This window comes from Mesorhizobium sp. WSM4813 (assembly GCF_055811555.1).
Genome location: NZ_JBVVQU010000068.1, coordinates 1 through 24,896, shown reverse-complemented (window position 1 = coordinate 24,896; position 24,896 = coordinate 1). Strand labels below are relative to the sequence as shown.

Annotated in this window: 25 protein-coding genes; 13 read left to right on the top strand and 12 right to left on the bottom strand. The window is 62.9% G+C overall.

Annotation, left to right across the window (positions count from 1 at the left end; all coding sequences use genetic code 11):
- Positions 1 to 47: 47 nt before the first annotated feature.
- The 4 genes from AC0L25_RS28220 to mnmE form a co-directional block, all read right to left on the bottom strand.
- Positions 48 to 848 (bottom strand): ParA family protein, encoded by an 801-nt coding sequence (locus AC0L25_RS28220; protein ID WP_473598479.1) that lies wholly within the window; start codon positions 846 to 848, stop codon positions 48 to 50.
- Between the two features lie 36 nt (positions 849 to 884).
- Positions 885 to 1,520 carry a 16S rRNA (guanine(527)-N(7))-methyltransferase RsmG gene (gene rsmG, locus AC0L25_RS28215; protein WP_473598478.1) on the bottom strand — a complete coding sequence of 212 codons (636 nt, stop codon included), beginning with the start codon at positions 1,518 to 1,520 and terminating at the stop codon, positions 885 to 887.
- Positions 1,517 to 3,391 (bottom strand): tRNA uridine-5-carboxymethylaminomethyl(34) synthesis enzyme MnmG, encoded by a 1,875-nt coding sequence (mnmG, locus tag AC0L25_RS28210; protein ID WP_473598477.1) that lies wholly within the window; start codon positions 3,389 to 3,391, stop codon positions 1,517 to 1,519. The genes rsmG and mnmG overlap by 4 nt, the downstream gene beginning before the upstream one ends.
- Positions 3,392 to 3,917: 526 nt before the next feature.
- On the bottom strand, positions 3,918 to 5,240 hold the full coding sequence (gene mnmE, locus AC0L25_RS28205) for a tRNA uridine-5-carboxymethylaminomethyl(34) synthesis GTPase MnmE (protein WP_473598476.1): 1,323 nt from the start codon (positions 5,238 to 5,240) through the stop codon (positions 3,918 to 3,920).
- Positions 5,241 to 5,304: 64 nt separating this feature from the next.
- On the opposite strand from mnmE, the gene AC0L25_RS28200 reads away from it, so the two are divergent.
- Entirely contained in the window at positions 5,305 to 7,323 is a 2,019-nt protein-coding gene (locus AC0L25_RS28200; protein ID WP_473598475.1) for a thioredoxin domain-containing protein, read from the top strand.
- 207 nt (positions 7,324 to 7,530) lie between these two features.
- Here AC0L25_RS28200 and rho read toward each other — a convergent pair whose 3' ends face one another.
- The 3 genes from rho to hemE form a co-directional block, all read right to left on the bottom strand.
- On the bottom strand, positions 7,531 to 8,796 hold the full coding sequence (rho, locus tag AC0L25_RS28195) for a transcription termination factor Rho (RefSeq protein WP_027153631.1): 1,266 nt from the start codon (positions 8,794 to 8,796) through the stop codon (positions 7,531 to 7,533).
- A gap of 431 nt (positions 8,797 to 9,227) precedes the next feature.
- Entirely contained in the window at positions 9,228 to 9,776 is a 549-nt protein-coding gene (gene hemJ, locus AC0L25_RS28190) for a protoporphyrinogen oxidase HemJ (protein ID WP_473598474.1), read from the bottom strand.
- The gene (gene hemE / locus AC0L25_RS28185; RefSeq protein ID WP_473598473.1) at positions 9,773 to 10,801 is read right to left on the bottom strand and encodes a uroporphyrinogen decarboxylase; all 1,029 of its coding nucleotides are present in this window, start codon (positions 10,799 to 10,801) and stop codon (positions 9,773 to 9,775) included. Before hemE ends, hemJ begins: the two co-directional genes overlap by 4 nt.
- A 402-nt stretch (positions 10,802 to 11,203) precedes the next feature.
- Here hemE and AC0L25_RS28180 point away from each other — a divergent pair, with 402 nt between their 5' ends.
- From AC0L25_RS28180 to dnaQ, 5 genes are all read left to right on the top strand, one after another.
- The gene (locus tag AC0L25_RS28180) at positions 11,204 to 12,025 is read left to right on the top strand and encodes a pyruvate, water dikinase regulatory protein (protein WP_473598472.1); all 822 of its coding nucleotides are present in this window, start codon (positions 11,204 to 11,206) and stop codon (positions 12,023 to 12,025) included.
- 281 nt (positions 12,026 to 12,306) lie between these two features.
- Positions 12,307 to 12,906 (top strand): Maf-like protein, encoded by a 600-nt coding sequence (locus tag AC0L25_RS28175; RefSeq protein WP_473598471.1) that lies wholly within the window; start codon positions 12,307 to 12,309, stop codon positions 12,904 to 12,906.
- The gene (locus tag AC0L25_RS28170; protein WP_473598470.1) at positions 12,899 to 13,753 is read left to right on the top strand and encodes a shikimate dehydrogenase; all 855 of its coding nucleotides are present in this window, start codon (positions 12,899 to 12,901) and stop codon (positions 13,751 to 13,753) included. The genes AC0L25_RS28175 and AC0L25_RS28170 overlap by 8 nt, the downstream gene beginning before the upstream one ends.
- Before the next feature lie 5 nt (positions 13,754 to 13,758).
- On the top strand, positions 13,759 to 14,361 hold the full coding sequence (gene coaE / locus AC0L25_RS28165) for a dephospho-CoA kinase (protein ID WP_473598485.1): 603 nt from the start codon (positions 13,759 to 13,761) through the stop codon (positions 14,359 to 14,361).
- Between the two features lie 87 nt (positions 14,362 to 14,448).
- Positions 14,449 to 15,168, top strand: coding sequence for a DNA polymerase III subunit epsilon (gene dnaQ, locus AC0L25_RS28160; protein ID WP_473598469.1), 720 nt, complete (start codon positions 14,449 to 14,451; stop codon positions 15,166 to 15,168).
- A 117-nt stretch (positions 15,169 to 15,285) separates the two neighbouring features.
- Here the strand turns inward: dnaQ and secB are convergent, their stop codons facing one another.
- Both secB and AC0L25_RS28150 read right to left on the bottom strand, forming a co-directional pair.
- On the bottom strand, positions 15,286 to 15,786 hold the full coding sequence (gene secB, locus AC0L25_RS28155; protein WP_027153623.1) for a protein-export chaperone SecB: 501 nt from the start codon (positions 15,784 to 15,786) through the stop codon (positions 15,286 to 15,288).
- A 161-nt stretch (positions 15,787 to 15,947) separates the two neighbouring features.
- Positions 15,948 to 16,442 (bottom strand): FxsA family protein, encoded by a 495-nt coding sequence (locus tag AC0L25_RS28150; protein WP_473598468.1) that lies wholly within the window; start codon positions 16,440 to 16,442, stop codon positions 15,948 to 15,950.
- Between the two features lie 199 nt (positions 16,443 to 16,641).
- On the opposite strand from AC0L25_RS28150, the gene AC0L25_RS28145 reads away from it, so the two are divergent.
- From AC0L25_RS28145 to AC0L25_RS28130, 4 genes are read left to right on the top strand one after another with little or no spacing between them, the layout of a single operon-like run.
- Positions 16,642 to 17,343 carry a Tim44/TimA family putative adaptor protein gene (locus AC0L25_RS28145; RefSeq protein WP_352965101.1) on the top strand — a complete coding sequence of 234 codons (702 nt, stop codon included), beginning with the start codon at positions 16,642 to 16,644 and terminating at the stop codon, positions 17,341 to 17,343.
- A gap of 23 nt (positions 17,344 to 17,366) precedes the next feature.
- Positions 17,367 to 18,488 carry a murein transglycosylase A gene (gene mltA / locus AC0L25_RS28140; protein WP_473598467.1) on the top strand — a complete coding sequence of 374 codons (1,122 nt, stop codon included), beginning with the start codon at positions 17,367 to 17,369 and terminating at the stop codon, positions 18,486 to 18,488.
- The gene (locus AC0L25_RS28135) at positions 18,485 to 19,018 is read left to right on the top strand and encodes a Smr/MutS family protein (RefSeq protein WP_473598466.1); all 534 of its coding nucleotides are present in this window, start codon (positions 18,485 to 18,487) and stop codon (positions 19,016 to 19,018) included. Before mltA ends, AC0L25_RS28135 begins: the two co-directional genes overlap by 4 nt.
- Positions 19,015 to 19,383 (top strand): helix-turn-helix domain-containing protein, encoded by a 369-nt coding sequence (locus AC0L25_RS28130; protein ID WP_473598465.1) that lies wholly within the window; start codon positions 19,015 to 19,017, stop codon positions 19,381 to 19,383. Before AC0L25_RS28135 ends, AC0L25_RS28130 begins: the two co-directional genes overlap by 4 nt.
- Positions 19,384 to 19,390: 7 nt before the next feature.
- Here AC0L25_RS28130 and AC0L25_RS28125 read toward each other — a convergent pair whose 3' ends face one another.
- The 3 genes from AC0L25_RS28125 to AC0L25_RS28115 all read right to left on the bottom strand — a co-directional run bounded on the left by AC0L25_RS28125 (position 19,391) and on the right by AC0L25_RS28115 (position 22,040).
- Positions 19,391 to 20,008 (bottom strand): transglutaminase-like cysteine peptidase, encoded by a 618-nt coding sequence (locus tag AC0L25_RS28125; RefSeq protein ID WP_473598464.1) that lies wholly within the window; start codon positions 20,006 to 20,008, stop codon positions 19,391 to 19,393.
- 172 nt (positions 20,009 to 20,180) lie between these two features.
- Positions 20,181 to 21,458: a polyhydroxyalkanoate depolymerase gene (locus AC0L25_RS28120; RefSeq protein ID WP_473598463.1), complete on the bottom strand. Its 1,278-nt coding sequence runs from the start codon at positions 21,456 to 21,458 to the stop codon at positions 20,181 to 20,183.
- 222 nt (positions 21,459 to 21,680) lie between these two features.
- Positions 21,681 to 22,040 carry a septal ring lytic transglycosylase RlpA family protein gene (locus AC0L25_RS28115; protein ID WP_473598462.1) on the bottom strand — a complete coding sequence of 120 codons (360 nt, stop codon included), beginning with the start codon at positions 22,038 to 22,040 and terminating at the stop codon, positions 21,681 to 21,683.
- A 299-nt stretch (positions 22,041 to 22,339) separates the two neighbouring features.
- On the opposite strand from AC0L25_RS28115, the gene AC0L25_RS28110 reads away from it, so the two are divergent.
- The 3 genes from AC0L25_RS28110 (at position 22,340) to AC0L25_RS28100 (ending at position 24,799) form a co-directional block, all read left to right on the top strand.
- On the top strand, positions 22,340 to 22,525 hold the full coding sequence (locus tag AC0L25_RS28110; protein ID WP_473598461.1) for a hypothetical protein: 186 nt from the start codon (positions 22,340 to 22,342) through the stop codon (positions 22,523 to 22,525).
- 437 nt (positions 22,526 to 22,962) lie between these two features.
- Positions 22,963 to 23,412 (top strand): RrF2 family transcriptional regulator, encoded by a 450-nt coding sequence (locus AC0L25_RS28105; protein ID WP_473598460.1) that lies wholly within the window; start codon positions 22,963 to 22,965, stop codon positions 23,410 to 23,412.
- A gap of 37 nt (positions 23,413 to 23,449) precedes the next feature.
- Positions 23,450 to 24,799 (top strand): FAD/NAD(P)-binding protein, encoded by a 1,350-nt coding sequence (locus AC0L25_RS28100; RefSeq protein ID WP_473598459.1) that lies wholly within the window; start codon positions 23,450 to 23,452, stop codon positions 24,797 to 24,799.
- Positions 24,800 to 24,896: the final 97 nt, after the last annotated feature.

Here is a 24,896-nt window from a genome sequence, read left to right as displayed (position 1 = left end):
TCTATCCAGATCGTTTCGGTATCGAATCGGCTTCTTTCGTGGCAGCATCAGGCGGCGCGCAGTTTGCGCTCGCGGCGGATCACCTCGGAGGCAAGCTGCAGATAGGCCTGGCTGCCCGAGCATTTGAGGTCATAGAGGATCGCCGGCTTTCCGTAGGACGGCGCCTCGGAGACACGCACGTTGCGCGGGATGACGGTCTCATAGACCTTGTCGCCCATATGCGCGCGCACGTCCTGCACCACCTGGTTGGCGAGGTTGTTGCGCCCATCGAACATGGTCAGCACGATGCCCTGGATCGTCAGGTCGGGATTTATCGAGCGGCGGACCTGCTCGACCGTCTCGAGCAGTTGGCTCAGGCCCTCGAGCGCGAAGAACTCGCATTGCAGCGGCACCAGCACCGAATCGGCCGCCGCCATCGAATTCAGCGTCAGAAGATTGAGCGACGGCGGGCAATCGATCAGCACATAGCCAAAATTCGCCGAACGCTCGGCCGAGGCGCGCAACGCGTTGCGCAGCCGCAGCACCCGGTCCGGTGCCGAGGCGATCTCCATTTCGATGCCGAGCAGATCGAGCGTCGACGGCACGATCGACAGGCCCGGCACCGCCGTCGGGATCGCCGCCGCCTCCAGATCCAGCTCGCCGGTCAGCACGTCATAGGACGAAACCGTGCGGTCGCGCCGGTCGATGCCGAGACCGGTGCTGGCATTGCCTTGCGGATCGAGGTCGACGATCAGCACCTTTTCGCCGATCGCCGCCAGCGCCGTGGCCAGATTGATGGCCGTGGTCGTCTTGCCGACGCCGCCCTTCTGGTTGGCGACGGTGATGATTCGGGGGCCATTTTTCATCATGGGTCTATGCCAGAAATTCATTCCGAGGTCGCCGATCTAAGTCAGTGGGCGCAAATCAGACAGTTCGAGGATGACGCCATGAGCGTCGGTCGCGCTGGCATGTTCTACCAGATCGAATGACCATCGTTGAGCGCTTTCTGTCACTTCGGCGCGGTAATCCCGGCCTTTGTGGAACAGGCCGCGCGCGCCGGCCGTCAGCCACGGCGCCGACAGGTCGAGCAACGCCGGAAGCGACGCCAGCGCTCTGGCCGTGACGATTTGAGGTGTCGAAACAAGCGGATAGGCGTCATCGATGCGCCGCGCGATGACGCGGGCGGGCAGGTTGAATTGCCCGACGACGGCTTGCAGGAACGATGCTTTTTTCCGGTTGCTTTCAACCAGATCGATGCTGGCGCCGTCACGCTCGGCAAGCAGAAAGGCAAGCACAAGACCGGGAAACCCGCCGCCAGAGCCGAGATCGACCCAGCGCTTCGCGTCCGGCTTGATTCGCGCCAGTTGCGCGCTGTCGAGGATGTGGCGGCGCCAGACATCGTCCAGCGTCGATTGCGCGGTCAGGTTTATCCGGCGGTTCCATTTCTGGAAGACCGCCTCGAACTCGACCAGGCGTCCGAATGTTTCACGTGAAACCGGGCCTGCAGCCTCTTGCAGGCTCGCCCATGAGGCAGCGCTCACGCAACACCCCTTCGCGCAGCAGCCTCGGCGTTGCGGACATGCGCGACGATGATCGCCAGCGCCGCCGGCGTCATGCCTTCCATCCGCTGCGCATCGGCGATGGAGCGCGGCTGGCGTGCCAGCATCTTCTGCTTCAGCTCGTTGGACAGGCCGGGAACAGAGGCGAAATCAAGAGAAGCCGGGATCAGTCGGCTCTCTTCATGCCTGACCTGCGTGACATCAGCCTGCTGGCGATCCAGATAGACCGAATATTTCGCCTCCGTTTCGAGGCGTTCGGCCGTTTTGGCGTCCATGCCGCCAAACTCCGGCACGATTCGGGCCAACCAGGCGACATCGACACCGGGATGAACCAGCAACTCATAGGCCGAGCGGCGCACGCCGTCCCTGTTGATTTCGAGCCCATGGCGCGCCGCCTCGTTGGGAGTCATCGTCGTGCCAAGCGCAAGCTTGCGCGCCTTTTCAAGGTCCTGCACGACTTCGCTGAACCGCTGCATTCGCTCCCGCGAAGCGATGCCGAGCTTCACAGCCAGAGGCGTCAGCCGCTCATCGGCATTGTCGGCCCGCAGCGACAGCCGGAACTCGGCCCGCGAAGTGAACATCCGGTAAGGCTCGGCGATGCCGCGGCTGGTCAAGTCGTCGACCATCACCCCGATATAAGCCTCGGTGCGGCTGAGCACGATCTGGTCGCTTGTCGAAGCCTGCCGCGCGGCGTTGAGGCCGGCGAGCAGCCCTTGCGCGCCCGCCTCCTCGTAACCGGTGGTGCCGTTGATCTGTCCGGCGAGGAAAAGACCGCCGATCCGCTTGGTTTCCAGCGTCGGTTTGAGCTCGCGCGGATCGACATGGTCATACTCGATGGCATAGCCGGGCTGCAGCATGGTGGCACGCTCAAGGCCGGGAACGGTCTTTAGAATATCAAGCTGAACGTCCTCGGGGAGCGAGGTCGAAATACCGTTCGGGTAGACAGTGTCGTCGTCCAGCCCTTCCGGCTCCAGAAAAATCTGGTGACCCTCGCGGTCGCCGAACTTGACGATCTTGTCCTCGATGGACGGGCAGTAGCGCGGCCCTACCCCCTCGATCGAGCCGGAATACATGGCGGACCGGCCGAGATTAGCGCGGATCAGATCATGTGTCGCCGCCGTCGTACGCGTGATGCCGCAATGGATCTGCGGGTTGTCGATGCGGTCGGTTAACAGCGAGAACGGCACCGGCTCGTCATCCGCCGCCTGGCTTTCCAGCGACGCCCAATCGATGGTCCGGCCATCCAGCCGCGGCGGCGTGCCGGTCTTCAGCCGTCCGAGCTTGAAGCCGGCACGGCTCATCGTCGCCGACAGGCCAAGGCTGGCCTGCTCGTTCATGCGGCCGGCAACGATCTTTTTCTCGCCGATATGGATCAGCCCGCGCAGGAAAGTGCCGGTCGTCAGCACCACGGCGCCGCAGGCAAGCCGGCGGCCATCCGCCAGCAGCACCGCCGCTATGCGGCCATTGTCGATTTCGAAATCCAAAACTTCGCCCTCGACCATGTCGAGGCCTGCCTGCTCGCGAATCGCCGCCTGCATGGCGAGCCGGTACAGCTTCCGGTCCGCCTGCGTCCGTGGCCCGCGCACCGCCGGTCCCTTGCGGCGGTTGAGCAGGCGGAACTGGATGCCGGCCGCATCGGCAACGCGCCCCATCAGCCCGTCCATGGCGTCGATCTCGCGAACCAGATGCCCCTTGCCGAGCCCGCCGATCGCCGGGTTGCAGGACATGACGCCGATCGTATCGAAGCGCAGCGTCACCAGCGCGGTTCTCGCGCCGGCGCGCGCGGCAGCGCTGGCCGCCTCGCAACCAGCATGGCCGCCGCCCACCACAACCACATCATAGTGATCGGTCATTTCAGAATCCCGAATTCAAGTGGGCCGACACATGTCGCCGAGAGCCTACGCTGTCAAGGACGCTCAGTGAATCGTTTGACGTGAAACAATGCAACTGGTGCGTTTTGGCAGCGAGATTGGCGGGCGGCAACCAAAGTTCATCGCGGAGTAATCGCGAAGCTTTCGAGATTAGCCAAAGCATCCCCTCCCTTCGTCATCCTAGGGCGGAGCAGGAGCGAAGCGACGTCGCGAGACCCTAGGATCCATGCCGTTACCTCACGGCAGTGCTCCGTCGGGCTAGACAGAGCGGACGACGGCGTTACGAACGCAAGCATCATTCCAAGCCGCCGCATTCTTCGGTTCGCGTTCCGGCATGGATCCTAGGGTCTATGCTCCCGCTTCGCGTTCGCTCCGCCCTAGGATGACGAAGTGGTGGAGGCCTACGTTAATCGCAGACGTCGAGATTGGCGGCTGAGGGCTAGCCTCCCAACGCTCAACGTTTCACGTGAATCACCGAAGCCGGCCTGCCTGCAATGTTTCACGTGAGTCACTTGCCAATGCAGAACTGCGAGAAGATAACGTCGAGCATGTCCTCGACATCGACCGCTCCAACAATGCGGCCAAGCCTATCCGCTGCCAGCCGCAATTCCTCGGCTCGTAACTCCTGTCCGCGCTCGGTCCCTGTCACTGCTGCAAGCAAGTAGCGGTTCGTCTCATTGAGGAGTTCGACATGCCTGAGCCGCGACGGCAGGATATCGCCGGCCCGGCCGATCTGCGCTGCGGCGCGACGGCCGATCTCCCCCAGCAATTCCGACAGCCCGGTGCCGTCCCTGGTCGAGATTGCCACGTCGTAGCGCCTCGCAAGCGATTCATCTTGCAGCAAATCGACCTTCGTCCCGATCCTCAATGCCGGGACGCCGGCCGGTATTGCCCCGATCGGGACCGGCTCCACCATATCTTCCAGCACCAGCAACAAATCAGCAGTGCCGGCCTTGCTCCTCGCCCTTTCAATGCCGATGGCCTCGATCCTGCCGGGCGTCTCACGCAAGCCGGCGGTATCCGTCACTCTTACCCGCATCCCCTCCAGATCCAGAACCACTTCGAGCAGATCGCGGGTGGTGCCAGGTTCTTCGGTGACGATCGCCGCTTCGCGCCGGGCCAATGTGTTGAACAGACTTGACTTGCCGGCGTTCGGCGCGCCGAGGATGACGACCTCGAACCCGTCGCGGATGATTTCGGCCGCCCGGAACCCTTGAACATGACGTTCGATCTCGTCGATCATCGCGCCGACATCCGACCAGACCGCATCTGCAACGGAACCCGGCACATCGTCTTCGTCGGCAAAATCGATTTCCGCCTCGATCATCGCCCGCACATGGATGAGCCTCCGGCGCCAACTGAGATAGAGCTCGCTCTGCACGCCTTCGGCATTCTGCACGGCAAAGCGCCTCTGCGCCTCGGTTTCGGCGTTGACGAGATCGGCCAGCGCCTCGGTCTCGACCAGATCGAGCTTGCCATTGAGAAAGGCGCGGCGGGTGAACTCGCCCGGTTCGGCATGCCTGACGCCGTCGAAGCCGGCGATCGTTTTCAGCATCTTCGCCACCACGGCGCGCCCGCCATGGACATGAAACTCGGCGATATCCTCACCGGTAAAGCTATTGGGCCCGGCGAAGAAAATAATCAGCCCGCTGTCGAGCACCGATCCGTCCGGCGCCCTGAATTTGCGATAGGCCGCAACCCGGTCCTTGACCATCGAACCGACAATCGTTTCGAGTACGAAACGACTTTGCGGGCCGGAAATACGGATCACGGCGACACCGGCGGGCAGGCGGCCGCTCGACAGGGCAACTATGGAATCACCTGAAATCATTTGCCGACCCAGCACAACCGCCCTAGCTTCGCTTATTCCTTGACAACTTGCCGAGTGCCCGACCGTGACATTGCCCGCGCAAAATCTGCTTGCCGACGAGGCCAGCCCGTATCTGCAGCAGCATAGCGGCAACCCGGTGCATTGGCGGCCATGGTCGCCGGCGTCGCTCGCCGAAGCAAAGGCGCTGGAGCGGCCGATCCTGCTCTCCGTCGGCTACGCCGCCTGCCATTGGTGCCATGTCATGGCGCACGAAAGCTTCGAAAACGACGACGTCGCCGCCGTCATGAACCGTCTCTTCGTCAATATCAAGGTCGATCGCGAGGAGCGGCCGGACATCGACCAGATCTATATGGCCGCACTGTCCTCGATGGGCGAACAGGGCGGATGGCCGCTGACCATGTTCCTGACGCCGGACGGAAAGCCTTTCTGGGGTGGCACCTATTTTCCGCGCGAAGCCCGTTACGGCCGCCCGGGCTTCGTCCAGGTGCTGGAGGCGGTCGACAAAGCATGGCGGGAGAAGAAAGAAAGCGTTAACCAAAGCGCCGACGGTCTGACCACGCATGTCGAGGTGCGGCTGGCGGGCACGCATGCCAAGGCCGTGCTCGAGCGCGACACGCTCGCGACGCTCGCCAATGGCATTGACGGCATGATCGACCGCGAGCTGGGCGGCCTGCGCGGCGCGCCCAAATTCCCCAATGCCCAGTTCATGCAGACGCTCTGGCTGTCCTGGCTGCGCGATGGCGCCACATCCCACCGCGACGCTGTCCTGCTCAGCCTTAAGAAGATGCTGGCGGGCGGTATCTATGACCATATCGGCGGCGGGCTGAGCCGCTATTCGACCGACGCCGAGTGGCTGGTGCCGCATTTCGAAAAAATGCTCTACGACAACGCGCAGCTCATCCGGCTGTGCAATTGGGCCTATGCCGCGACCGGCGATGAATTGTTCCGGGTACGAATCGAAGAGACGGTCGACTGGCTCTTGCGCGAGATGCACGTCAATGACGGTGCCTTCGCCGCCAGCCTCGACGCCGACAGCGAAGGCGAGGAGGGGCTGTTCTACACCTGGAGCAGGGATGAGATAGAAACCGCTCTCGGCGGCGAATCACCCTTGTTTTTCAAATACTTCACGCTTTCCAGCCCGCATGGCTGGGAAGGCAAGCCGATCATCCACCAGACCGAGGCCCAGCAAACGCAAAGCGTCAACGATCGCGATCGGCTCATCCCGCTGAAAGAAAAATTGCTGGCAGCCAGGGAGCAGCGCGTCAGACCCGGGCGTGACGGCAAAGTCCTGACCGACTGGAACGGCTTGGTGATCGCGGCTCTCGCCGAGACCGGGCGCGCCCTGAAACGGATTGACTGGATCGAGGCGGCGGAACAAGCCTTGGCCGCCATTGCCAGCGCTGCTCGAGACCGCCGCTTGCCGCATTCGATGCTTGGCGCGAAGAAGCTGTTTCCGGCGCTGTCGAGCGACTACGCCGCCATGGCCAACGCTGCGATCTCATTGTTCGAGGCCACCCGTACATCGAGCTATGCCGAGCTGGCCGGCCAATTCCTCGCGCAGCTCGATCAATGGCATCGCGATGAGAACAACACCGGCTACTATCTCACCGCGTCGGACAGCAGCGACGTGCCGATCCGTATCAGGGGCGATGTCGACGAGGCCATCCCGTCCGCCACCGGCCAGATCATCGACGTCATGGTCCGATTGTCCTCGCTTTCCGGCGATCTCGAATTGCAGGAAAAGACCTGGAAGATCGCCGAACACGCGGCCGGCCGTGCGTCGCATCAGGCCTATGGCCAGGCGGGTATCGTCAACGCCTGTGCCCTGGCGATCGAGCCGTTAAAACTGGTGCTGGTGGACAACCCGGAGAATCCCAGGCTTGTTCCGGTTGCGAATCGAAATCCGGACCCGCGCCGGATCGACACCATCGTGCCGGTCGGCTCGGCGACAAACCTGCCGACGCTGCCCGGCGGCGTTCTGCCACCAACCGAAAAGCCCGGCGCTTGGCTGTGCACCGGGCAGGTCTGCCTGCCGGTGATAACGAATGCTGAGGAGCTGGAGCGGCGGTTGCGTCGTCAGTAGGCGCAAAGGTGCGCAGAACCGGGAACGCTGGCGGGACAGCGCCCCCCTCTGTCCTGCCGGACATCACCCCCACTTGGGGGGAGATCGGCAGCTTCACCGACAGCGTCCCTTTTGCAAAGTTGGCGGTTGGCGAAATCAGTCATGAGGGCCAATCTCCCTCCTTGTGGGGGAGATGTCCGGCAGGACAGAGGGCTGCGCCTCAACCCCTTACGTGTTCATGGAATCGAAGAAATCCGCGTTGGTCTTGGTCTGCTTGAGCTTGTCGATCAGGAACTCGATGGCGTCGGTCGTTCCCATCGGCGCCAGGATGCGGCGGAGCACGAAGATCTTCTGCAGATCCTGGCGGGCGACCAGCAGGTCTTCCTTGCGGGTGCCGGACTTGAGGATGTCCATGGCCGGATAGATGCGCTTGTCCGCCACCTTGCGGTCGAGCACGATTTCCGAGTTGCCGGTGCCCTTGAACTCTTCGAAGATGACCTCGTCCATGCGGCTGCCGGTATCGATCAGCGCGGTGGCGATGATGGTCAGCGAGCCGCCTTCCTCGATGTTGCGGGCGGCACCGAAGAAGCGCTTCGGCCGCTGCAGCGCATTGGCGTCGACGCCGCCGGTCAGCACCTTGCCGGATGATGGCACCACAGTGTTGTAGGCGCGGCCGAGGCGGGTGATCGAATCCAGCAGGATGACGACGTCACGCCCGTGCTCGACCAGGCGCTTGGCCTTCTCGATCACCATTTCGGCGACTTGGACGTGGCGCACCGCCGGCTCGTCGAAGGTCGAGGAGACAACCTCGCCCTTCACCGAGCGCTGCATGTCCGTGACTTCTTCCGGCCGCTCGTCGATCAAGAGTACGATCAGGTAGCATTCAGGATGATTGGTGGTGATCGAATGGGCGATGTTCTGCAATAGCACCGTCTTGCCGGTGCGCGGCTGCGCCACGATCAGGGCGCGCTGGCCTTTACCGAGCGGCGCCACCAGGTCGATGACGCGCGCCGAGATATCTTTCGAGGTCGGAACGTCCATTTCCATCTTCAGCCGCGAGGTCGGATAAAGCGGCGTCAGATTGTCGAAATGGATCTTGTGGCGGATCTTTTCAGGGTCGTCGAAATTGATCGTGTTGACCTTGAGCAGCGCGAAATAGCGCTCGCCCTCTTTCGGGCTGCGGATTGGGCCTTCGACGGTATCGCCGGTCTTCAGCGAAAACCGGCGGATCTGCGACGGCGAAATATAGATATCGTCCGGACCCGGCAGGTAATTGGCATTAGCCGAGCGCAGGAAACCGAAACCGTCCTGCAGCACTTCGACCACGCCGTCACCGATGATCTCGATATCCTGCGTCGCCAGCCGCTTCAGGATCGCGAACATCAGCTCCTGCTTGCGCATCACGCTGGCGTTCTCGACCTCGAGCGATTCGGCATAAGCGATCAGCTCTGGCGGTTTCTTGTTCTTGAACTCTGTGAGTTTCATTTCTTGCATCATTAGACGGACTCTGAGTGAGTAAGCATTGGGAAAATATCGGCGGGATGCGACAAATGCCGGGCGCGGCCGAAGCGATGAATGGGGCGGCGCATGACGGGAAGGAAGACCCGTCTTTTATCGTCGGTCGAGTGAAAGAGCAAGCCGCCTTTTGTCAGGCCAATCGCTTCAGGTTTGCGCTGCCCCTCACCTGCCTGCCGGCATCCTCTCCCCGTATGGTGACGGGAAGAGGGACACTCTCATTGATGGTTTCGCCAATCACCAGCGTTGCAGAATGTCCGCCAAGGTTGTCGACAGTCCCTTCTCCCCGTCTCTATACGGGGAGAAGTGCCCGGCAGGGCGATGAGGGGCGGCGCCGACTTCGACAACTGGGCGCCCTTAGCACGAATTGGACAGATCGATTGCCCTGGCCTTTGCGGCCGCACGAAGCGTCAAAACGGCTTCACGATAACCAGCACGACGATGACGATCATCAGCAATGTGGGGACCTCGTTGACGATCCGCCAGTGCTTCGCGGGCTTTTCGTTGCGATCCTCGGCGAATTTGCGGACCGCGCCGGCCAGATAGCCATGAACGGCGGAGAGCCCGAGCACCGCGGCGATCTTGGCATGCAGCCAGCCGCCCTGAAAACCGAAGCCCTTCCAGGCCAGCCAGAGGCCGAATACCCAGGTGATGACCATGGCCGGATTGATGATGCCGCGCAGCAGGCGGCGCTCCATCACCTTGAACGTTTCCGACTGGCCGGAGCCTTTCTCCGCATCGGCATGATAGACCAGCAGCCGCGGCAGATAGAGCATGCCCGCCATCCAGGAGATGACGGCGATGACATGGATTGCCTTTGCCCAGGGGTAGAAATCATCCGGCCCGAACAGGAACAGAAGTCCGGCCAGGACGAGGAAGATGACGATGGCGATCGCTGCTCGACGCATCGCGCCCGCCCCGCTGTTACCTGCGCTCCCGGTCGTATTCGTGTCGGTCATCGACGTGCCCGCACCAGTTTCACCATCGCCTCGACATGCGCGATCGGCGTCTCCGGCGTGATGCCGTGGCCGAGATTGAAGATCAGCGGCCCATCGCCCAGCGCTTTCAGGATCGCCTCGACGCCGTCGGTAAGCGCCTTGCCGCCAGCCACCAGCCGCAACGGATCGAGATTGCCCTGTACGGCGCCACCGCGCTGCAGTTCCTTTGCTGTCGTCAGCGGCACGGTCCAGTCGAGCCCCAGCCCCATCACGCCGGTTTGCTGGCGATAGCGCTGGTAGTGGGCGCCGGCGCCCTTGGGAAAACCGATGATCGGAATGTAGGGGTGCACGGCCCGCACCCGCCTTACGATCTCGGCTATCGGCCTGACGCAGAAGGCCTCGAACGAAACTTCGTCGAGCACGCCGGACCACGAGTCAAAAATCTGCACCACATCGGCGCCGGCTTCGATCTGGCGGATCAGATAGGCGGCCGAGTGATCGGCAAGCACGTTCAGCAACTGCAAGAAAGCCGCCGGCTCGCGATAGGCGAACAGCCGCGCCGGCGCCTGGTCTGAGGTGCCGTGGCCGGCGATCATATAGGTCGCCACCGTCCAAGGCGCGCCGCAGAAGCCGATCAGCGTCGTTTCATTAGGCAGTTTTGCCCGCAGCCGTCTGACCGTCTCATAGACTGGTTCGAGATTCACGTGAAACGTTTCGCCGTCGAGAGCCGCAATCTCCGTTGCCGAGATCGGCGTTAACAGCGGCCCGCGTCCCTCCTCGAAGCGCACGTCGCGCCCCAGCGCATGCGGCACGACAAGGATATCGGAAAACAGGATCGATGCATCGAAGCCGAAGCGCTCGATCGGCTGCAGCGTCACCTCCACGGCAAGATCGGGATCGTAGCAAAGATCGAGGAACGATCCGGCCCGCCTGCGTGTCTCCCGATATTCCGGCAGATAGCGGCCGGCCTGGCGCATCATCCAGAGCGGCGGCGGAGACACCGCTTCGCCCTTCAGCACGTCCAGCATGATCCGGTTTTCGGACATTAAACGGTCGCCTCTCCAGGCTTCTCTATAATTAAATATTCTATTTCTAGGAATCTTATGATTCTAAGAGTCTGTTGGTATCGGTGGTTGTCTCCTGTCCCGCTTTGCCCCGGAAAAGGCCAGCCAGCATATTGTCGCGTGCTTCTTCTGCCGGATAGGAGGACTTTGGGGACAGTTGGAAATTTCCGACTAAAGTCAATGCGTTGCCGCCCGCGCAAAGAAAATGGGCCTGTGGATGGGCCTGGGTCAAAAAAACCCGTCCCCGGACTTGTCCCCAGGCGCCCGACGAAGCCGACAGCGCATCGAATTGTGGACAAACTGGCATCTGATACAGTCGCCCGAACCGGCGGATATTTCCGGCCGACCTTATCCACATCGGCCCACAGCTTGGAACGTAACCCTGTGAACAAACCCCAGAGCTTCTTTCACCTTCACCTGATTTCCGATGCCACCGGTGAAACGCTGCTGGCGGCCGGCCGCGCGGCTTCGGCGCAATATAAGGATGCGCGCGCCATCGAGCATATCTACCCGCTCATCCGCACCGAAAAGCAGGTGACGAAAGTGTTCGAGGACATCGAGGAGGAGCCGGGCATCATCCTCTATACGGTCGTCGACCAGAAGCTCGCCCGCGGCATCGACGAACGCTGCGCCGCCATGGGCCTGCCTTGCGTCTCAGTGCTGGAACCGGTGCTGACCGTGTTCCAGTCCTATCTCGGCACGCCGGCCGGCCGCCGCGTCGGCGCCCAGCATGTCCTCGACGCCGAATACTTTCGCCGCATCGACGCGCTCAACTTCACCATGGAGCATGATGACGGCCAGCTGCCGGCCAATATGGACGATGCCGACATCGTGCTCGTCGGCATTTCGCGCACCTCGAAGACGCCAACCAGCATCTATTTGGCCAATCGCGGCATCAAGACCGCCAACATCCCCATCGTGCTCGGCGTGCCGGTGCCGGAAAGCCTGGTCAACGCCAAAAGGCCGCTGATCGTCGGGCTGATTGCCACCGCAGAACGCATCTCGCAGGTTCGCCAGAACCGCATCCTCGGCAATACCAGCGCCTACGAGCCTACCGACTATGTCGACCGCGCCGCGATCGCCGAGGAACTCGCCTACGCCCGCCAGATCTGCACGCGGCATGGCTGGCCGATGATCGACGTCAGCCGCCGCTCGATCGAGGAGACGGCGGCGGCCATCGTTGCCCTGAGAGGGAAGTCGAGATAGATGAGCGAAGAGTGAGGTTGCCGTTCTTCTTGGCGGAAGTCGGCGCCGCCCCTCACCTGCCTGCCGGCATCCTCTCCCCGTACAGTGACGGGGAGAGGGGCGCTGTCATCGATGGTTTCGCCAATCGCCGGCGTGGCCGGAAGGAGCGCCTGAGCAGAAGCTGCCGTTTCTCCCCGTCTCTATACGGGGAGAAATGTCCGGCAGGACAATGAGGGGCGGCGTCACCGTTGCAGATTAAAGTCCATACTCCAACCGCGCCTGTATCTGCGCCCGAGTGTTAAATGACCGAAAAAATCATCCTTGCCTCGGGCAGCCCGTTCCGCAAGGCACTGCTTGTCAATGCCGGCGTGGCGGTCGAGGCGGTTCCGGCGGAAGTCGACGAGCGCGCGCTCGAAGCACCTTTGCAGGGCAGCGGTATCTCGCCGGAGGATGTTGCCCTGGTGCTAGCCGAGGCCAAGGCCACCGAAGTCAGCGAGCGAAAGCCCGGCGCCCTGGTGCTCGGCTGCGACCAGACGCTGTCGCTCGGCGACGAAGTGTTCCACAAGCCGGCCGACATGGAAGCCGCGCGCCGCCATCTTTTGGCGCTGTCGGGAAAGACCCATCAGCTCAACAGCGCCGTGGTGCTGGCCCGCAACAGTGCGGTTCTGTGGCGCCATGTCGGCATCGCCAGCCTGACCATGCGAAAGCTCGATCCGGCCTTCATCGGCCGCCATCTGGCGCGGGTCGGCGCCAAGGCGCTGTCCAGCGTCGGCGCCTACCAGATCGAAGGCGAGGGCATCCAGCTGTTCGAAAGAATAGAAGGCGACTATTTCACCATCGTCGGCCTGCCGCTTCTGCCCGTTCTGGCCAAGCTGCGTGACCTCGGAGCCATCGATGGCTGAGGCCGAAAAAAAGGCCTTCGTCACCGGCCACCCGGTCGCGCATTCCCGGTCGCCCAAGATCCACTCCTATTGGCTGGCGAAATACGGTATCAACGGCAGCTACCGGGCGATCGACGTCGCGCCGCAGGCGTTTTCCGAATTCGTAAAAACGCTCGAGGCGAATGATTACCGTGGCGGCAACGTCACCATCCCGCACAAGGAGGCCGCCTTCGCGCTGGCGACGCACCGCGACGATGCGGCCGAACAAATCGGCGCCGTCAACACGCTGTGGTTCGAAGGGCGAAATTTGTGGGGCGGCAACACCGACGCCCATGGCTTTGCCGCCAATCTCGACGAGCATGCGCCGGGCTGGGCAGACAATGGCCCGGCCGTGGTGCTCGGCTCCGGCGGCGCCTCCCGCGCGGTCATCCATGCGCTGATTGAGCGCGGCATCAGTGACATCCGCATCGTCAACCGGACGCTGGCCCGCGCCGAGGAGCTGCGCCACCGCTTCGGCGCCGGGGTCTCGGCCCACGGCACGGCCGCGACCGGCGAGCTGCTTGCCGATGCCGGCCTGCTGGTCAACACGTCAGCGCTCGGCATGCATGGCAATGAAGGCCTGTCCGCCGATCCGGCCAGTCTGCCGGACCACGCCATCGTCACCGACATTGTCTATGTGCCGCTGGAAACGCCGTTGCTGGCCGCAGCCAAAGCGCGGGGCCTGAAGACCGTCGACGGGCTCGGCATGCTTTTGCACCAGGCGGTGCCCGGCTTCGAGCGCTGGTTCGGCATCAGGCCTGAGGTCACTGCCGAATTGCGGCAGATGATCGTCGCCGATCTTGGCGCCCAAGCAATGACCAGGGAATGAAAGGCATGATCGTGCTGGGTCTCACCGGATCGATCGGCATGGGCAAGTCGACCACGGCGAAGATGTTTGCCGATGCCGGCGTGCCCGTCCACGATTCGGACGAGGCGGTGCATCGCCTCTACGCCGGCAAGGCGGCTCCGCTGGTCGAGGCGGCGTTTCCCGGAACCACCAGATCCGGCGCGGTCGATCGCACCAAGCTGGCCGAGCGGGTGCTCGGTGATGCAGCCGCGCTGAAGCGGCTGGAAGCGATCATCCACCCGCTGGTCCGCGCCGACGCCGACGCCTTCCTAGCCAAGCGGCGCGCCGGCGGCGCGCCGCTTGTCGTTCTCGACATCCCGCTGCTGTTCGAAACCGGCGGCCGTGACCGCGTCGACAAGGTCGTGGTCGTCACCGCGTCGGCCGAAATCCAGCGCGCCCGGGTGCTGGCGAGGCCGGGTATGAGCGAAGAGAAATTGGCGTCGATCCTGGCCAGGCAGGTTCCCGACGCGGAAAAGCGCAAGCGCGCCGATTTCATCATCGACACCGGACAAGGTTTTGATGCGGCGCGCGCGGCGGTCAATGCGATCGTCGCCGAACTAGCCGGGGATAAGGCCGGCAAGCCTGCTTAACGGCGCTTGCATCCGGCGTAATATGTTGCCAATTTGTTCCCATCATGATTCGGCTGGAATAACGCCCGGAACCAACGGACTGATTCGATGCGCGAGATCATCTTCGATACGGAAACCACCGGTCTCGATTTCCGTGATGACCGCGTCATCGAGCTTGGCTGCATCGAGCTGGTCAATCGGTTCCCGACCGGCCGCACCTTCCACCATTACATCAATCCGCAGGGACGACCGATTCATGCCGAGGCGCAGGCCGTTCATGGCATCAGCGCCGCCGACCTCATGGGAAAGCCGACCTTCAGCGACATCGCCGAGGAGTTTCTTGCCTTCATCGACGGCGCCAAGCTGGTCGCCCACAATGCCACTTTCGATATCGCTTTCCTCAATGTCGAATTCGGCCGGCTTGGCCACCCGCTCGTTGACCCCGGACTTGTCGTCGACACGCTGGCGCTGGCGCGCCGCAAGCATCCGATGGGTCCCAATTCGCTGGACGCGCTGTGCCGGCGCTACGGCATCGACAATGCCCGTCGCACCAAGCACGGCGCGCTGCTCGATTCGGAATTGCTGGCCGAAGTCTATATCGAGCTCATCGGCGGCAAGCAGGCGGCGCTCATCCTCGACAGCGCCACGGCGCCGGCCGGCGGCAGGAGAAATGTCGACGACATCGACATCAGCATCGGCGCGCGGCCGATAGCGCTGCCGTCTCGTCTGACCGAGGCAGAACGCACCGCGCACGCGAGCATGGTCGGCACATTAGGCGAAAAGGCGCTCTGGCTGCGCGTCGCCCCGGAAGCGAGTTCCGCGGCATAGCGATTTTTGGCAAGTGCGGATGGCGATCGCCTTCCAACCTGTAGGATCGAGGAGCTCGTCTCAAAACAAAAAACCCGGCGCGAGGCCGGGTTTTTCATACCTCACCGAGCAACTGCCTCAGCTCACCTTGACCTTGCTGGCGGCCTGGTCCTCGGCCAGCTTCTGCTGGAACATCTGCGCGAAATCGATCGGATCGAGCATCAGCGGCGGGAAGCCGCCATTGCGCGTCGCTTCGGCGATGATCTGCCTGGCGAACGGGAACAGCAGCCGCGGGCATTCGATGAACAGCAGCGGCAGCATGTGCTCCTGCGGGAAGCCGCTGATGGCGAACACGCCGCCATAGACCAGCTCGACGTTGAACAGCACTTCCTTATCGAAGGACGCCTTGGCGTTCAGCGTCAGATTGACGTCGAACTGCTTGTCCGAAAGCGGGTTGGCGTTGACATTGACGTTGATGGCGATGCCGGGAGCCTTGTCGCGGCCGCGCAGCGAGTTCGGCGCGCCCGGGCTTTCGAAGGAAAGGTCCTTCACATATTGGGCAAGCACGTTGAGCGAAGGCTGCGTCGCGTCGCCGTTGCCGCTGGCCGCGCCGGTCGGCGCGTCGTCTTTGCTGGCCATAAGCCTTTGTCCTTTTGCCTGGGCAGCGTTGCTGACCGGATTGAAATCGGGCGTTCGCTACCATGGTCGGCATGACAAAACAAGGTTTCCCGACCTACTCGTCCCTGAGGCGTTTGCCGACGTACTCGTCCTCTAGGCGACCTACTCGTCCTCTAGGCGACCTAGTCGTCCTTGAGGCGGCGCCAGGGGGAATTGTGATCCGGCCCGTGATCGTCGCCGCGAGAATAGTCGCTGTCGTCGAGGTCGATGGTCTTGTCGCGTCGCCGGGCCCGGAATCCGCCGGTGCCGAAACTGGTGGCCAGCACGATGCGGCCTTTCAACAGGCGCCAGGCGAGGTCGCGGACCGGCGGCAGGAACAGCAGAATGCCGAAAACGTCGGTGATGAAGCCGGGAATGATGAGCAGGATCGCCGCCAGCACGATCATGGCGCCATGCGCGAGCTGACGGCTTGGATCACGTCCGGCGTCCATTTCGGCACGGACCCGGGTCATGACGCCGAAACCCTGGTATCGCAACAACAGCGCGCCGGCGATGCTCGAAGCCAGCACCAGGCCGACCGTCGCCAGCGCGCCGACCTGGCGGCCGACAACGACGAAACCGGCGATCTCCAGCAGCGGAAGCGCGAGGAGGAACAGGGGAAGCAGCGAAATGCGCAAATCTTGACCGATCGTTACCGTGTTTTGCCAGCCGGCGGGCAATCGCCGCTGGCACTGGACCTTTTAGATAGGTATGGCTGCCTTTAATTTGAATGATTGCAGCTTGCGTTCTATATGCTTTGGATGTTGAACGCTATGCGACCGCAGCCATTGCCTGGCCGGGCGGTCCGGCCGGAGTAGGGATTGATTGGCGGAAGATATGGGATTCTTCGACTTCGGCACGATTTTCTTTCTGGTTGCGGCGGTTGTGATCTTTTTCCAGCTGCGCAATGTGCTCGGCCGCCGTACCGGCAGCGAACGCCCGCCCTTCGATCCCTATACGGCGGGCCGGACGCGCGACGACGCCCAGAAACCCGAGAATGTGGTCTCGCTGCCGCGCAAGCGAGCGCCGGGAGAGCCGGCAATCGACGCCTATGCGGCGATCGACGCCTTCGCCAAGCCTGACACCGATCTCAACAAGGGCCTGCGCACGATCAAGGACAATGACCCGTCATTCGACCCGAAGACCTTCGTCGACGGCGCCAAGATGGCCTATGAGATGATCGTCATGGCCTATGCGGATGGCGACCGCAAGACGCTGAAGAACCTGTTGTCGCGCGAGGTCTATGACGGGTTTGTCGCGGCCATCGGCGACCGCGAGGCAAAATCGGAAAAGATCCAGTCCTCCTTCGTCGGCATCGACAAGGCCGACATCGTTTCCGCCGAGATGAAGGGCAGCGAGGCGCATATCACGCTGCGCATCGTCAGCGAGCTGATTTCGGCGACGCGCGACAAGGCCGGCGCCGTCATCGACGGCGATCCCGAGACCGTTGCCGAGGTCAAGGATGTCTGGACTTTCGCCCGCGATACCCGCTCGCGCGACCCGAACTGGAAGCTCGTCGCCACCGAAGAAGAAGACTGAGCCCGGACCACGGCGAGGCTCCGGTGTCGCTTTCTCAGGCGTTCAGCGAAAAATCCTTTGACGATCTGCCCGGTTGGGACGAGGACGACCATCTGGCTGCGTTCGCGGCTTTCCGGCGCTCGGCCTTTCATGTCCTGACAAAACCCTATCGCTCCGGCGGGCTCGGCGTCGACTTCAAGGCCTTCACAGAAGCCTACGCTGCAGCCCGCACCGTTTCGCCAACCGACCGGCGCCAAGCCCGCGCTTTCTTCGAGCGTCATTTCATTCCGGCGCACATAAGGGCCGAAAACGACGGCGCCGGCCTCGTCACCGGCTTCTATGAACCAGTGGTCGACGCCTCGCCGGTGCGAACCGAACGATTTACGGTGCCGCTGCTGTCGCGTCCGGCCGATCTCGTCGACATCGACGACGCCAACCGGCCGCCCGGCATGGATCCCTATCTCGCCTTCGGCCGCGCCACGCCGAACGGACCGGTCGAGTATTTCGACCGCGGCAAGATCGAGCGCGGCGCGTTCATCGGCAACGATTTGGAAATCGCCTGGCTAGCCGATAAGGTCGACGCCTTCTTCATCCACGTACAGGGTTCTGCGCGGCTTGCTATGACCGACGGTCGGCTTTGCCGCGTCACCTATGCCGCCAAATCCGGCCAACGCTTTACCGGACCGGGCAAGATCCTGAGTGAGCTAGGCGAAATCCCGCTCGAAGCGGTGACCATGCAGTCGATCCGCGCCTGGTTCAAAGCGCATCCGGAGCGCATCGACGAGATCCTGTGGCGCAACCGCTCTTATATTTTCTTCCGCGGGACTTCCGCCAGCGAGGCGGGGGTCGACGATCCGGAACTCGGGCCGATCGCTGCCGCAAAAGTGCCGCTGACGCCGGGCCGCTCCGTCGCTGTCGACCGTCTGCTGCATACATTCGGCACGCCGTTTTACATCGATGGGCCGTCGCTGACCGCTTTCGACGACAAGCCGTTCCGGCGGCTGATGATTGCGCAAGATACCGGCTCGGCCATCACCGGGCCAGCCCGCGGCGACCTGTTCGCCGGAACGGGAGATGCGGCCGGCGAGATCGCCGGCGTTGTCCGCAACCCTGCCGATTTCTACGCGCTGATACCGCGCTCGCTTGCACCGGGAGCGGGGCGATGACCCGGCGCATCGACAGGCTGAGCGAGGACGATCGGGTCCTGTGGAACCTGGTGGCGCGCACCGCCAAGCCGCTGAAGGGCAAGTCCGCCATCGGCATCCCGGATATCGGCCCGGAGATCAGTGATGACACGAAGCCACCGCCGCGTGTCCAGGCCATGGCTCCGGCTGCTGCGGCGAAAGCCAAGACGCAGCATGTTTCGCATGCGCTCGACGAACCGACGCTGGAAAAACTGTCGAAGGGCCGGTTGCCGATCGAAGGCCGCGTCGACCTGCATGGCCTGAGCCAGGACGAAGCCTATTCGCTGCTGTTTTCCTTCCTGCACCGGGCGCATGCCGGCGGCATCCGTTACGTCCTGGTCATCACCGGCAAAGGCTCGTCGTCGGGCGGCGACGGCATCTTGCGGCGCGCCGTGCCAGCCTGGCTGTCGACACCCGCATTCAGGCCGCTCGTCTCCAGCCACGATCACGCCGCCCGCAACCATGGCGGCTCGGGCGCGCTCTATGTCCGCCTGCGGCGCGCGCGCGGATGACCCCGTTCGGCGAAAAGCTTCGCGCCCTGCGAAGCGAACGCGGCGTCAGTCAGAAGGCGATGGCCGCGGCGATCGGCGTCAGCGCCGCCTATCTGTCGGCGCTGGAGCATGGCCGCCGCGGCGCGCCGACCTGGACGCTGATCCAGAAGATCATCGGTTACTTCAATGTCATATGGGACGATGCCGAAGAACTCGCGCGGCTGGCCGAGACCTCGCATCCACGGGTAAAGCTCGACACGTCAGGCCTCAGCCCCGCCGCCACCGAGCTCGCCAATGTTCTGGCCGAAAACATCGAAAAACTCGACGAAGCGGAGCTTCGCCGCATCACCGTATCGATCCGCGCCGCGTTGAAGCAGCCAAAGTGACGGCCTGCTACTGAACCGCGCCGACCAGAACCGGCTGGCCATCACGGATCGAGACCCAGCGGCCGGTATTGTCGACCGCCTGCCGCTTGAGGAAGCGGTAGCCGGTCCGGTCCCATGAGCGGACCTTTCCGTCCAGATTGTCGAGGATGTAGTCGCCCTTGCTTGTGCGCACCGTCAGCACAGCATGGCCTTCGCCGTCCGGCTTGCGCACGACGGTCATCAGAAGATTGGCGAACGAGATACCCAAGCGGTTCAATTCGCGGCGCTTTTCCAGGACATAGTCCTCACAGTCGCCAACGCCCTTGACGGGATAGGCCCAGACCTCGTCCCTGCCGTAGATGTCGATGTCGCTTATCGGCTTGACGGCGGTGTTGACCCTGGCGTTGACGCTGAGGATCTTGCGCCAGAGCGCACCGCTCATGGTGGCCGGGGCGAGATTGCCCGGGTGGATCGAGCATTCGGCCGGACTGGTCTTGCAGAAATCGTAGTGGCCGATCGGCTGCGATGTCGGCCCGCCGGTTGCCATTGGTCCGGCCGCCGATGCCGTCGTCGACCAGCCTGCCGCGAGTGCCAGCCCAAACAGTGCGCACACGCGTAGCGTTCTCGCCAGTGGTGAGGAAATCATTGTCCCCCTCGTCCCTTGTTGTTAACGAAAGGTTAAGGGCGATCTACAGTCCCTGTCAATTATACCAACGGCCAGTTTTGCGACATGGTTACCCGCGCGGCCGAAACAGCGGCTATTGTGCAACAGATCGACTGAGCGGGGCTGCCCATCCGGGATTCACAAGGCTACATCTTTACTTTCTGGCGGTGCGAACCAGCTTCGGCTTCGCCGCAACGCGGGTCTGGCGGCCATAGCTGGTGATGAAGTCGACGATGCGCGGCACGATTTCGGAGCGGAAGCGCGAGCCGTTGAAGACGCCGTAATGGCCGACCGCCGGCTGCACGTAGTGAGCGTGCCTGTCCGCGGGGATGTTGATGCAGAGGTCGTGCGCGGCCTGGGTCTGGCCGAGGCCGGAAATGTCGTCGTTCTCGCCCTCGACCGTGAACAGGGCGACATTACGGATATCGGAGGGATCGATGGCGACGCCGCGATGCGTCATTTCGCCCTTGGGCAAAGCATGGCGGACAAACACGGTGTCGACCGTCTGCAGGTAGAACTCCGCCGTCAGATCCATCACCGCCAAATATTCATCGTAGAAGTCGCGGTGCTTCTCGGCATTGTCGCCATCATGCTTCACCAGATGCATGAAGAAGTCCTTGTGGGCGATGATGTGGCGGTCGAGATTCATGCTCATGAAGCCCGAAAGCTGCAGGAAGCCGGGATAGACCTCACGGCCGAAGCCGGGCACCGGCCACGGCGCCTGCATGATGACGTTGTCGCGGAACCAATCGATGCCCTTTTCCTCGGCCAGAAGGTTGACCGCGGTCGGATTGCGGCGGGTATCGATCGGCCCGCCCATCAGCGTCATTGTCGAGGGAACGAACGGGTCGCCGCGCGTTTCCATCAGCGCCACCGCCGCCAGCACCGGCACCGATGGCTGGCATACCGCCATGACGTGGGTGTCGGGTCCCAGCGCATGCAGAATGTCGACGATGTAGTCGATGTAGTCGTCGAGATCGAAACTGCCATCCGCCAGCGGCACCGTGCGGGCGTCGACCCAGTCGGTGATGTGCACGTCGGCATGGGGCAGCATCGCCTCGACCGTGCCGCGCAGCAGCGTTGCATAGTGGCCGGACATCGGCGCCACGATCAGCAGCTTCGGGTCGGGCCGGCGGCCGGCGGGAACGGCCCGCTCGAAACGGAGGAGATTGCAGAACGGCCGCGACCACACCGTCTTTTCGGTGACATCGACGCTTTTCCAGTCGACCACCGTCTTGGTCAGGCCAAATTGCGGCTTGCTGTAGCGGCGCGTCGTGCGCTCGAACAATTCGGCCGTTGCCGCGATCGAGCGGCCCCAGGACGTATGCGTGAATGGATTGAGCGGATTGGTGTAGAACATCCGCACCGCATCGGCATAGAGCCGGGCCGGTTGCACGGCGGCGTGGTTCAATTCGTAGAACTGGTAGAACATTGAGAACCCCGCTGCTGCGACCGAAGGGACGACAGCAGTGCCGAGCCTTGAATCTCTCGCGCGGAGGTTAACAACAAACTGCTGCGATGCAATACGTCAAGTGCCGTGATTTATGCTGATACTTTCGTCTAAGCTGTTGAAAACCGGCTTGAACGGCGGCAGCCGGCTTTTTGTGCGGTTGCGAAGGCGAAACGAGGCAGCTCTGGCCGGACACTACAAGCATCACACGCGGTCGGTGCACACGGAAGTATGGCCCGAACTGATGAAGCCGAGCCGCCTGGCGGCGCCCTTCGACAGGTCGATCACGCGCCCCTTGATGAACGGGCCGCGGTCGTTGATGCGCACGACGACGCTGCGGCCGTTGTTGCGGTTGGTGACCTTCAGCTTGGTACCAAAAGGCAAGGTGCGGTGCGCGGCGGTCAGCGCCGACGGGTTCATCCGCTCGCCGGAAGCAGTCTTCGAGTACAGCGCGTACCAGGAGGCGCGGCCGCATTGCGCGGCGGCAGGGGAGGTGGATGCGCCGACCAACAGGCCAGCCGCGATCGTCACCGCGACAAGCGCGGTCTGGTGGGGTTTCTTCATCTGTGGCTCCGTTTGACAGGCCCCGGCCGTTACGGATCGAATGTGGCAGGAAATGCGGCAGTCATCTGGCGGTTCCATGACTACAGTACACGTTTGGAGTCGGCGGGAAACAGTCTGTCAGGGAGTGTTGGAACCGCGACGATGTATGTCTGGTGGTCTTCGAACCAGCACCGGGGTGTTTCCGCCATGACCTGGGCTTACTATGCAAGTAGATGTGAGGGCGATCGGGTCGCTTCCTTTCGCTTTGTCGTCGCGGTCATGGCTGAATTGACGATCGACTTGGGAAGGAAATTTCGGCGATGAGATTTATCAAAAATCTGCTGGCGTTGATTGTGCTCGCCATCGGCGCGCTCTGGTCGCTGCAAGGCGTCGGCCTCGTCGGCGGCAGCTTCATGACCGGCCAGCCGCAATGGCTCTATATCGGTATCATCACTGCGCTGGTCGGCCTGGGCGGCCTGGTGTGGGCGAACCGTTCGCGCCCCTGACACTCGAACCACCTCAGGACTTGGCGGCGTTTCGGTCGACCGGCGAAAGCGCGCCCCACAAGCATTTCCTGTTTTGCGCCCACCGTAGGCAAATCAATGCTGCGGATGGCCGACGATTTGAAAACGGATCCCTGTATCCGGGGTAAGTATAGTAGTCTTATAGACATTGCGGGAATGGAGAGGGGGTGAGCGATGTCCATATCGCGGCGATCGCCCGCAGCATGAATGTGGCGGATCCCTCGCATCTCCGAGGGAAAGAGGTCCGGCAAGTGGGCGCTGCGGCTTGAAAACGAAGCAAAATCAACGGTGCCCGGCTTGTACATCAATTCACTAGAATTTATGTGTGCCATACAGGCTTGGACGCGGTTGGGGGCGCATGCCAGGCGTTTCGCAACCGGTGGCCTTGCGCCGTCGCACGACAGAGAAATGTTCGGTCTATGCTCACGAAGAAGGGCAAGTACGGCCTCAAGGCGCTCGTACACCTCGCGGGGCTGCCGGTTGGACAGCTCGCCTTCGTTGGCGACATCGCCACCGGCAATAACATCCCGAAGAAGTTTCTCGATGCCATCCTGGTCGAACTGCGCAATGCCGGTTTCGTCCAGAGCCGCAAGGGCAAAGAGGGCGGCTATCGCTTGGCGCGGCCGGCGGATGAAATCAAGATCGGCCATGTCGTGCGCGTGCTTGAAGGGCCGCTTGCCCCCATTCCCTGCGCCAGCCGCACCCGGTATCAGCGCTGTGAAGACTGCAACGAGGCGACATGTCAAGTTCGACACCTGATGCTCGAGGTCCGGCAAGCGATCGCCGAGGTGCTGGATCAGCGCAGCCTCGCCGAGATGCGCGATATCGCCGGCGACGACCTTTCGGCTGCGTTGAAAATCCAGGCCTGAGCCGGAACCGACGGGTCCTAAGGCAATTGGTGCGCGCATGACCGGCCGCGCAAATTCGATTGTCCCAAATTCGATCGTTATCGTCGGCGGCGGCGCCAGCGGCGTCGTCCTTGCCGCGCATCTGTTGAAATCGCCCAATCCCGATCTCCGCGTCACGCTGATCGAAAAGCGTCCGCATTTCGGCCAGGGCATCGCTTATTCCACGCTGCTGTCGGCGCATGTGTTGAATGTCAGCGCGGCCGGCATGAGCGCCTATGCCGACGATCCCGGCAATTTCTGGCGCTGGCTGCTTGAACGCCGCTTGACAACCGCAGAGCAGGCGCCGGTCTACGCGCCGCGCAGCGTCTATGCCCGCTACCTGAAGGAACTGCTGGACGAGATCGAGGCTCGCGAGACGGGGCGTCTTCGCCTGATCCGCGAGGAGAGCCTGTCGATCTCGCCGACCGCGTCCGGGGCCGAGGTGACGCTGGCCAACGGCACCAGCGTCGTCGCCCACCTTGCCGTGCTGGCGACCGGGCACGACGAGGAGCCGGGCGCCGGCCAGGGCCATGCGATCAGGATGGGATCGGAAGCCGACACCGCGCTCGACCCGGAAGCCCGAGTCCTGGTGCTGGGCACCGGCTTGAGCATGGTCGATGCCTTCCTGTCGCTCGAACAGCGCGGCCATCGCGGCGAGATTATTGCGGTGTCGCGGCGCGGCCTGCTGCCTTCGCCGCACCGCAAGGGCAATCCGATCAAGCTCGACGTCGCCGACATTCCGCTCGGCACCCAGCTTTCCTACTTCGTCGGCTGGTTCCGCGACCTGATCCGGGAAAACCAGAAGGCCGGCATCGACTGGCGCGACGTCGTCGACGGTCTCAGGCCGTTCAACCAGAAGATATGGCAGAACTGGCCGTCTTCGGCCAAGCGCCGCTTTGTCGAGCACACCAAGGCCTGGTGGGACATCCACCGCCATCGCATGGCGCCGGAAGTCTATGGCCGTATCACCGAGGCAGTGCAGTCGGGCCGCATCCGGCTTGCCGCCGGGCGCGTCGTCGGCATCACGGCGGGTGACGAATTCGCCGTGCAGGTTCAGTCACGCCACACGCAGCATCTCGAAACTTTCGAAATCGCCCGCATCTACGACTGCACCGGCATAGCCAGGGACATCTCGACCACCTCGAACAGTGTGGTGCGGTCGCTGGTCGACCGCGGGCTGGCCCGGCCGGATCCGCTGCGCCTTGGCCTCGACGTATCAGACAATTGCGAGGTCATCGCCAGCGACGGCACCGTATCGGCCAAGATACTGGCGGTCGGACCGCTGACGCGCGGCACGTTTTTCGAGATCGACGCCATTCCGGATATTCGCGTCCAGTGCGCGCGGCTGAGCCGGCGGCTGCTGGGTTAGGGCCAGGTCGGCGCTCTACGGCGCCCCCCTTGTAACTTGTTTCTTGCCGACTCTGCTATGAAAGCAGGTGCGGTGGCGGACGGGAGACCGAACCCTC

Excerpts from the sequence above, each read along its gene's own strand:
- AC0L25_RS28110 (WP_473598461.1), top strand. The coding sequence starts at position 22,340 with ATGAGATTTATCAAAAATCTGCTGGCGTTGATTGTGCTCGCCATCGGC.
- AC0L25_RS28125 (WP_473598464.1), bottom strand. The coding sequence starts at position 20,008 with ATGATTTCCTCACCACTGGCGAGAACGCTACGCGTGTGCGCACTGTTT.
- AC0L25_RS28170 (WP_473598470.1), top strand. The coding sequence starts at position 12,899 with ATGGCTGAGGCCGAAAAAAAGGCCTTCGTCACCGGCCACCCGGTCGCG.
- AC0L25_RS28105 (WP_473598460.1), top strand. The coding sequence starts at position 22,963 with ATGCTCACGAAGAAGGGCAAGTACGGCCTCAAGGCGCTCGTACACCTC.
- dnaQ (WP_473598469.1), top strand. The coding sequence starts at position 14,449 with ATGCGCGAGATCATCTTCGATACGGAAACCACCGGTCTCGATTTCCGT.
- secB (WP_027153623.1), bottom strand. The coding sequence starts at position 15,786 with ATGGCCAGCAAAGACGACGCGCCGACCGGCGCGGCCAGCGGCAACGGC.
- mnmE (WP_473598476.1), bottom strand. The coding sequence starts at position 5,240 with ATGATTTCAGGTGATTCCATAGTTGCCCTGTCGAGCGGCCGCCTGCCC.
- AC0L25_RS28100 (WP_473598459.1), top strand. The coding sequence starts at position 23,450 with ATGACCGGCCGCGCAAATTCGATTGTCCCAAATTCGATCGTTATCGTC.
- AC0L25_RS28130 (WP_473598465.1), top strand. The coding sequence starts at position 19,015 with ATGACCCCGTTCGGCGAAAAGCTTCGCGCCCTGCGAAGCGAACGCGGC.
- hemJ (WP_473598474.1), bottom strand. The coding sequence starts at position 9,776 with ATGACCGACACGAATACGACCGGGAGCGCAGGTAACAGCGGGGCGGGC.
- AC0L25_RS28120 (WP_473598463.1), bottom strand. The coding sequence starts at position 21,458 with ATGTTCTACCAGTTCTACGAATTGAACCACGCCGCCGTGCAACCGGCC.
- mnmG (WP_473598477.1), bottom strand. The coding sequence starts at position 3,391 with ATGACCGATCACTATGATGTGGTTGTGGTGGGCGGCGGCCATGCTGGT.
- AC0L25_RS28135 (WP_473598466.1), top strand. The coding sequence starts at position 18,485 with ATGACCCGGCGCATCGACAGGCTGAGCGAGGACGATCGGGTCCTGTGG.
- AC0L25_RS28175 (WP_473598471.1), top strand. The coding sequence starts at position 12,307 with ATGACCGAAAAAATCATCCTTGCCTCGGGCAGCCCGTTCCGCAAGGCA.
- AC0L25_RS28115 (WP_473598462.1), bottom strand. The coding sequence starts at position 22,040 with ATGAAGAAACCCCACCAGACCGCGCTTGTCGCGGTGACGATCGCGGCT.
- coaE (WP_473598485.1), top strand. The coding sequence starts at position 13,759 with ATGATCGTGCTGGGTCTCACCGGATCGATCGGCATGGGCAAGTCGACC.
- AC0L25_RS28145 (WP_352965101.1), top strand. The coding sequence starts at position 16,642 with ATGGGATTCTTCGACTTCGGCACGATTTTCTTTCTGGTTGCGGCGGTT.
- rho (WP_027153631.1), bottom strand. The coding sequence starts at position 8,796 with ATGCAAGAAATGAAACTCACAGAGTTCAAGAACAAGAAACCGCCAGAG.
- hemE (WP_473598473.1), bottom strand. The coding sequence starts at position 10,801 with ATGTCCGAAAACCGGATCATGCTGGACGTGCTGAAGGGCGAAGCGGTG.
- AC0L25_RS28220 (WP_473598479.1), bottom strand. The coding sequence starts at position 848 with ATGATGAAAAATGGCCCCCGAATCATCACCGTCGCCAACCAGAAGGGC.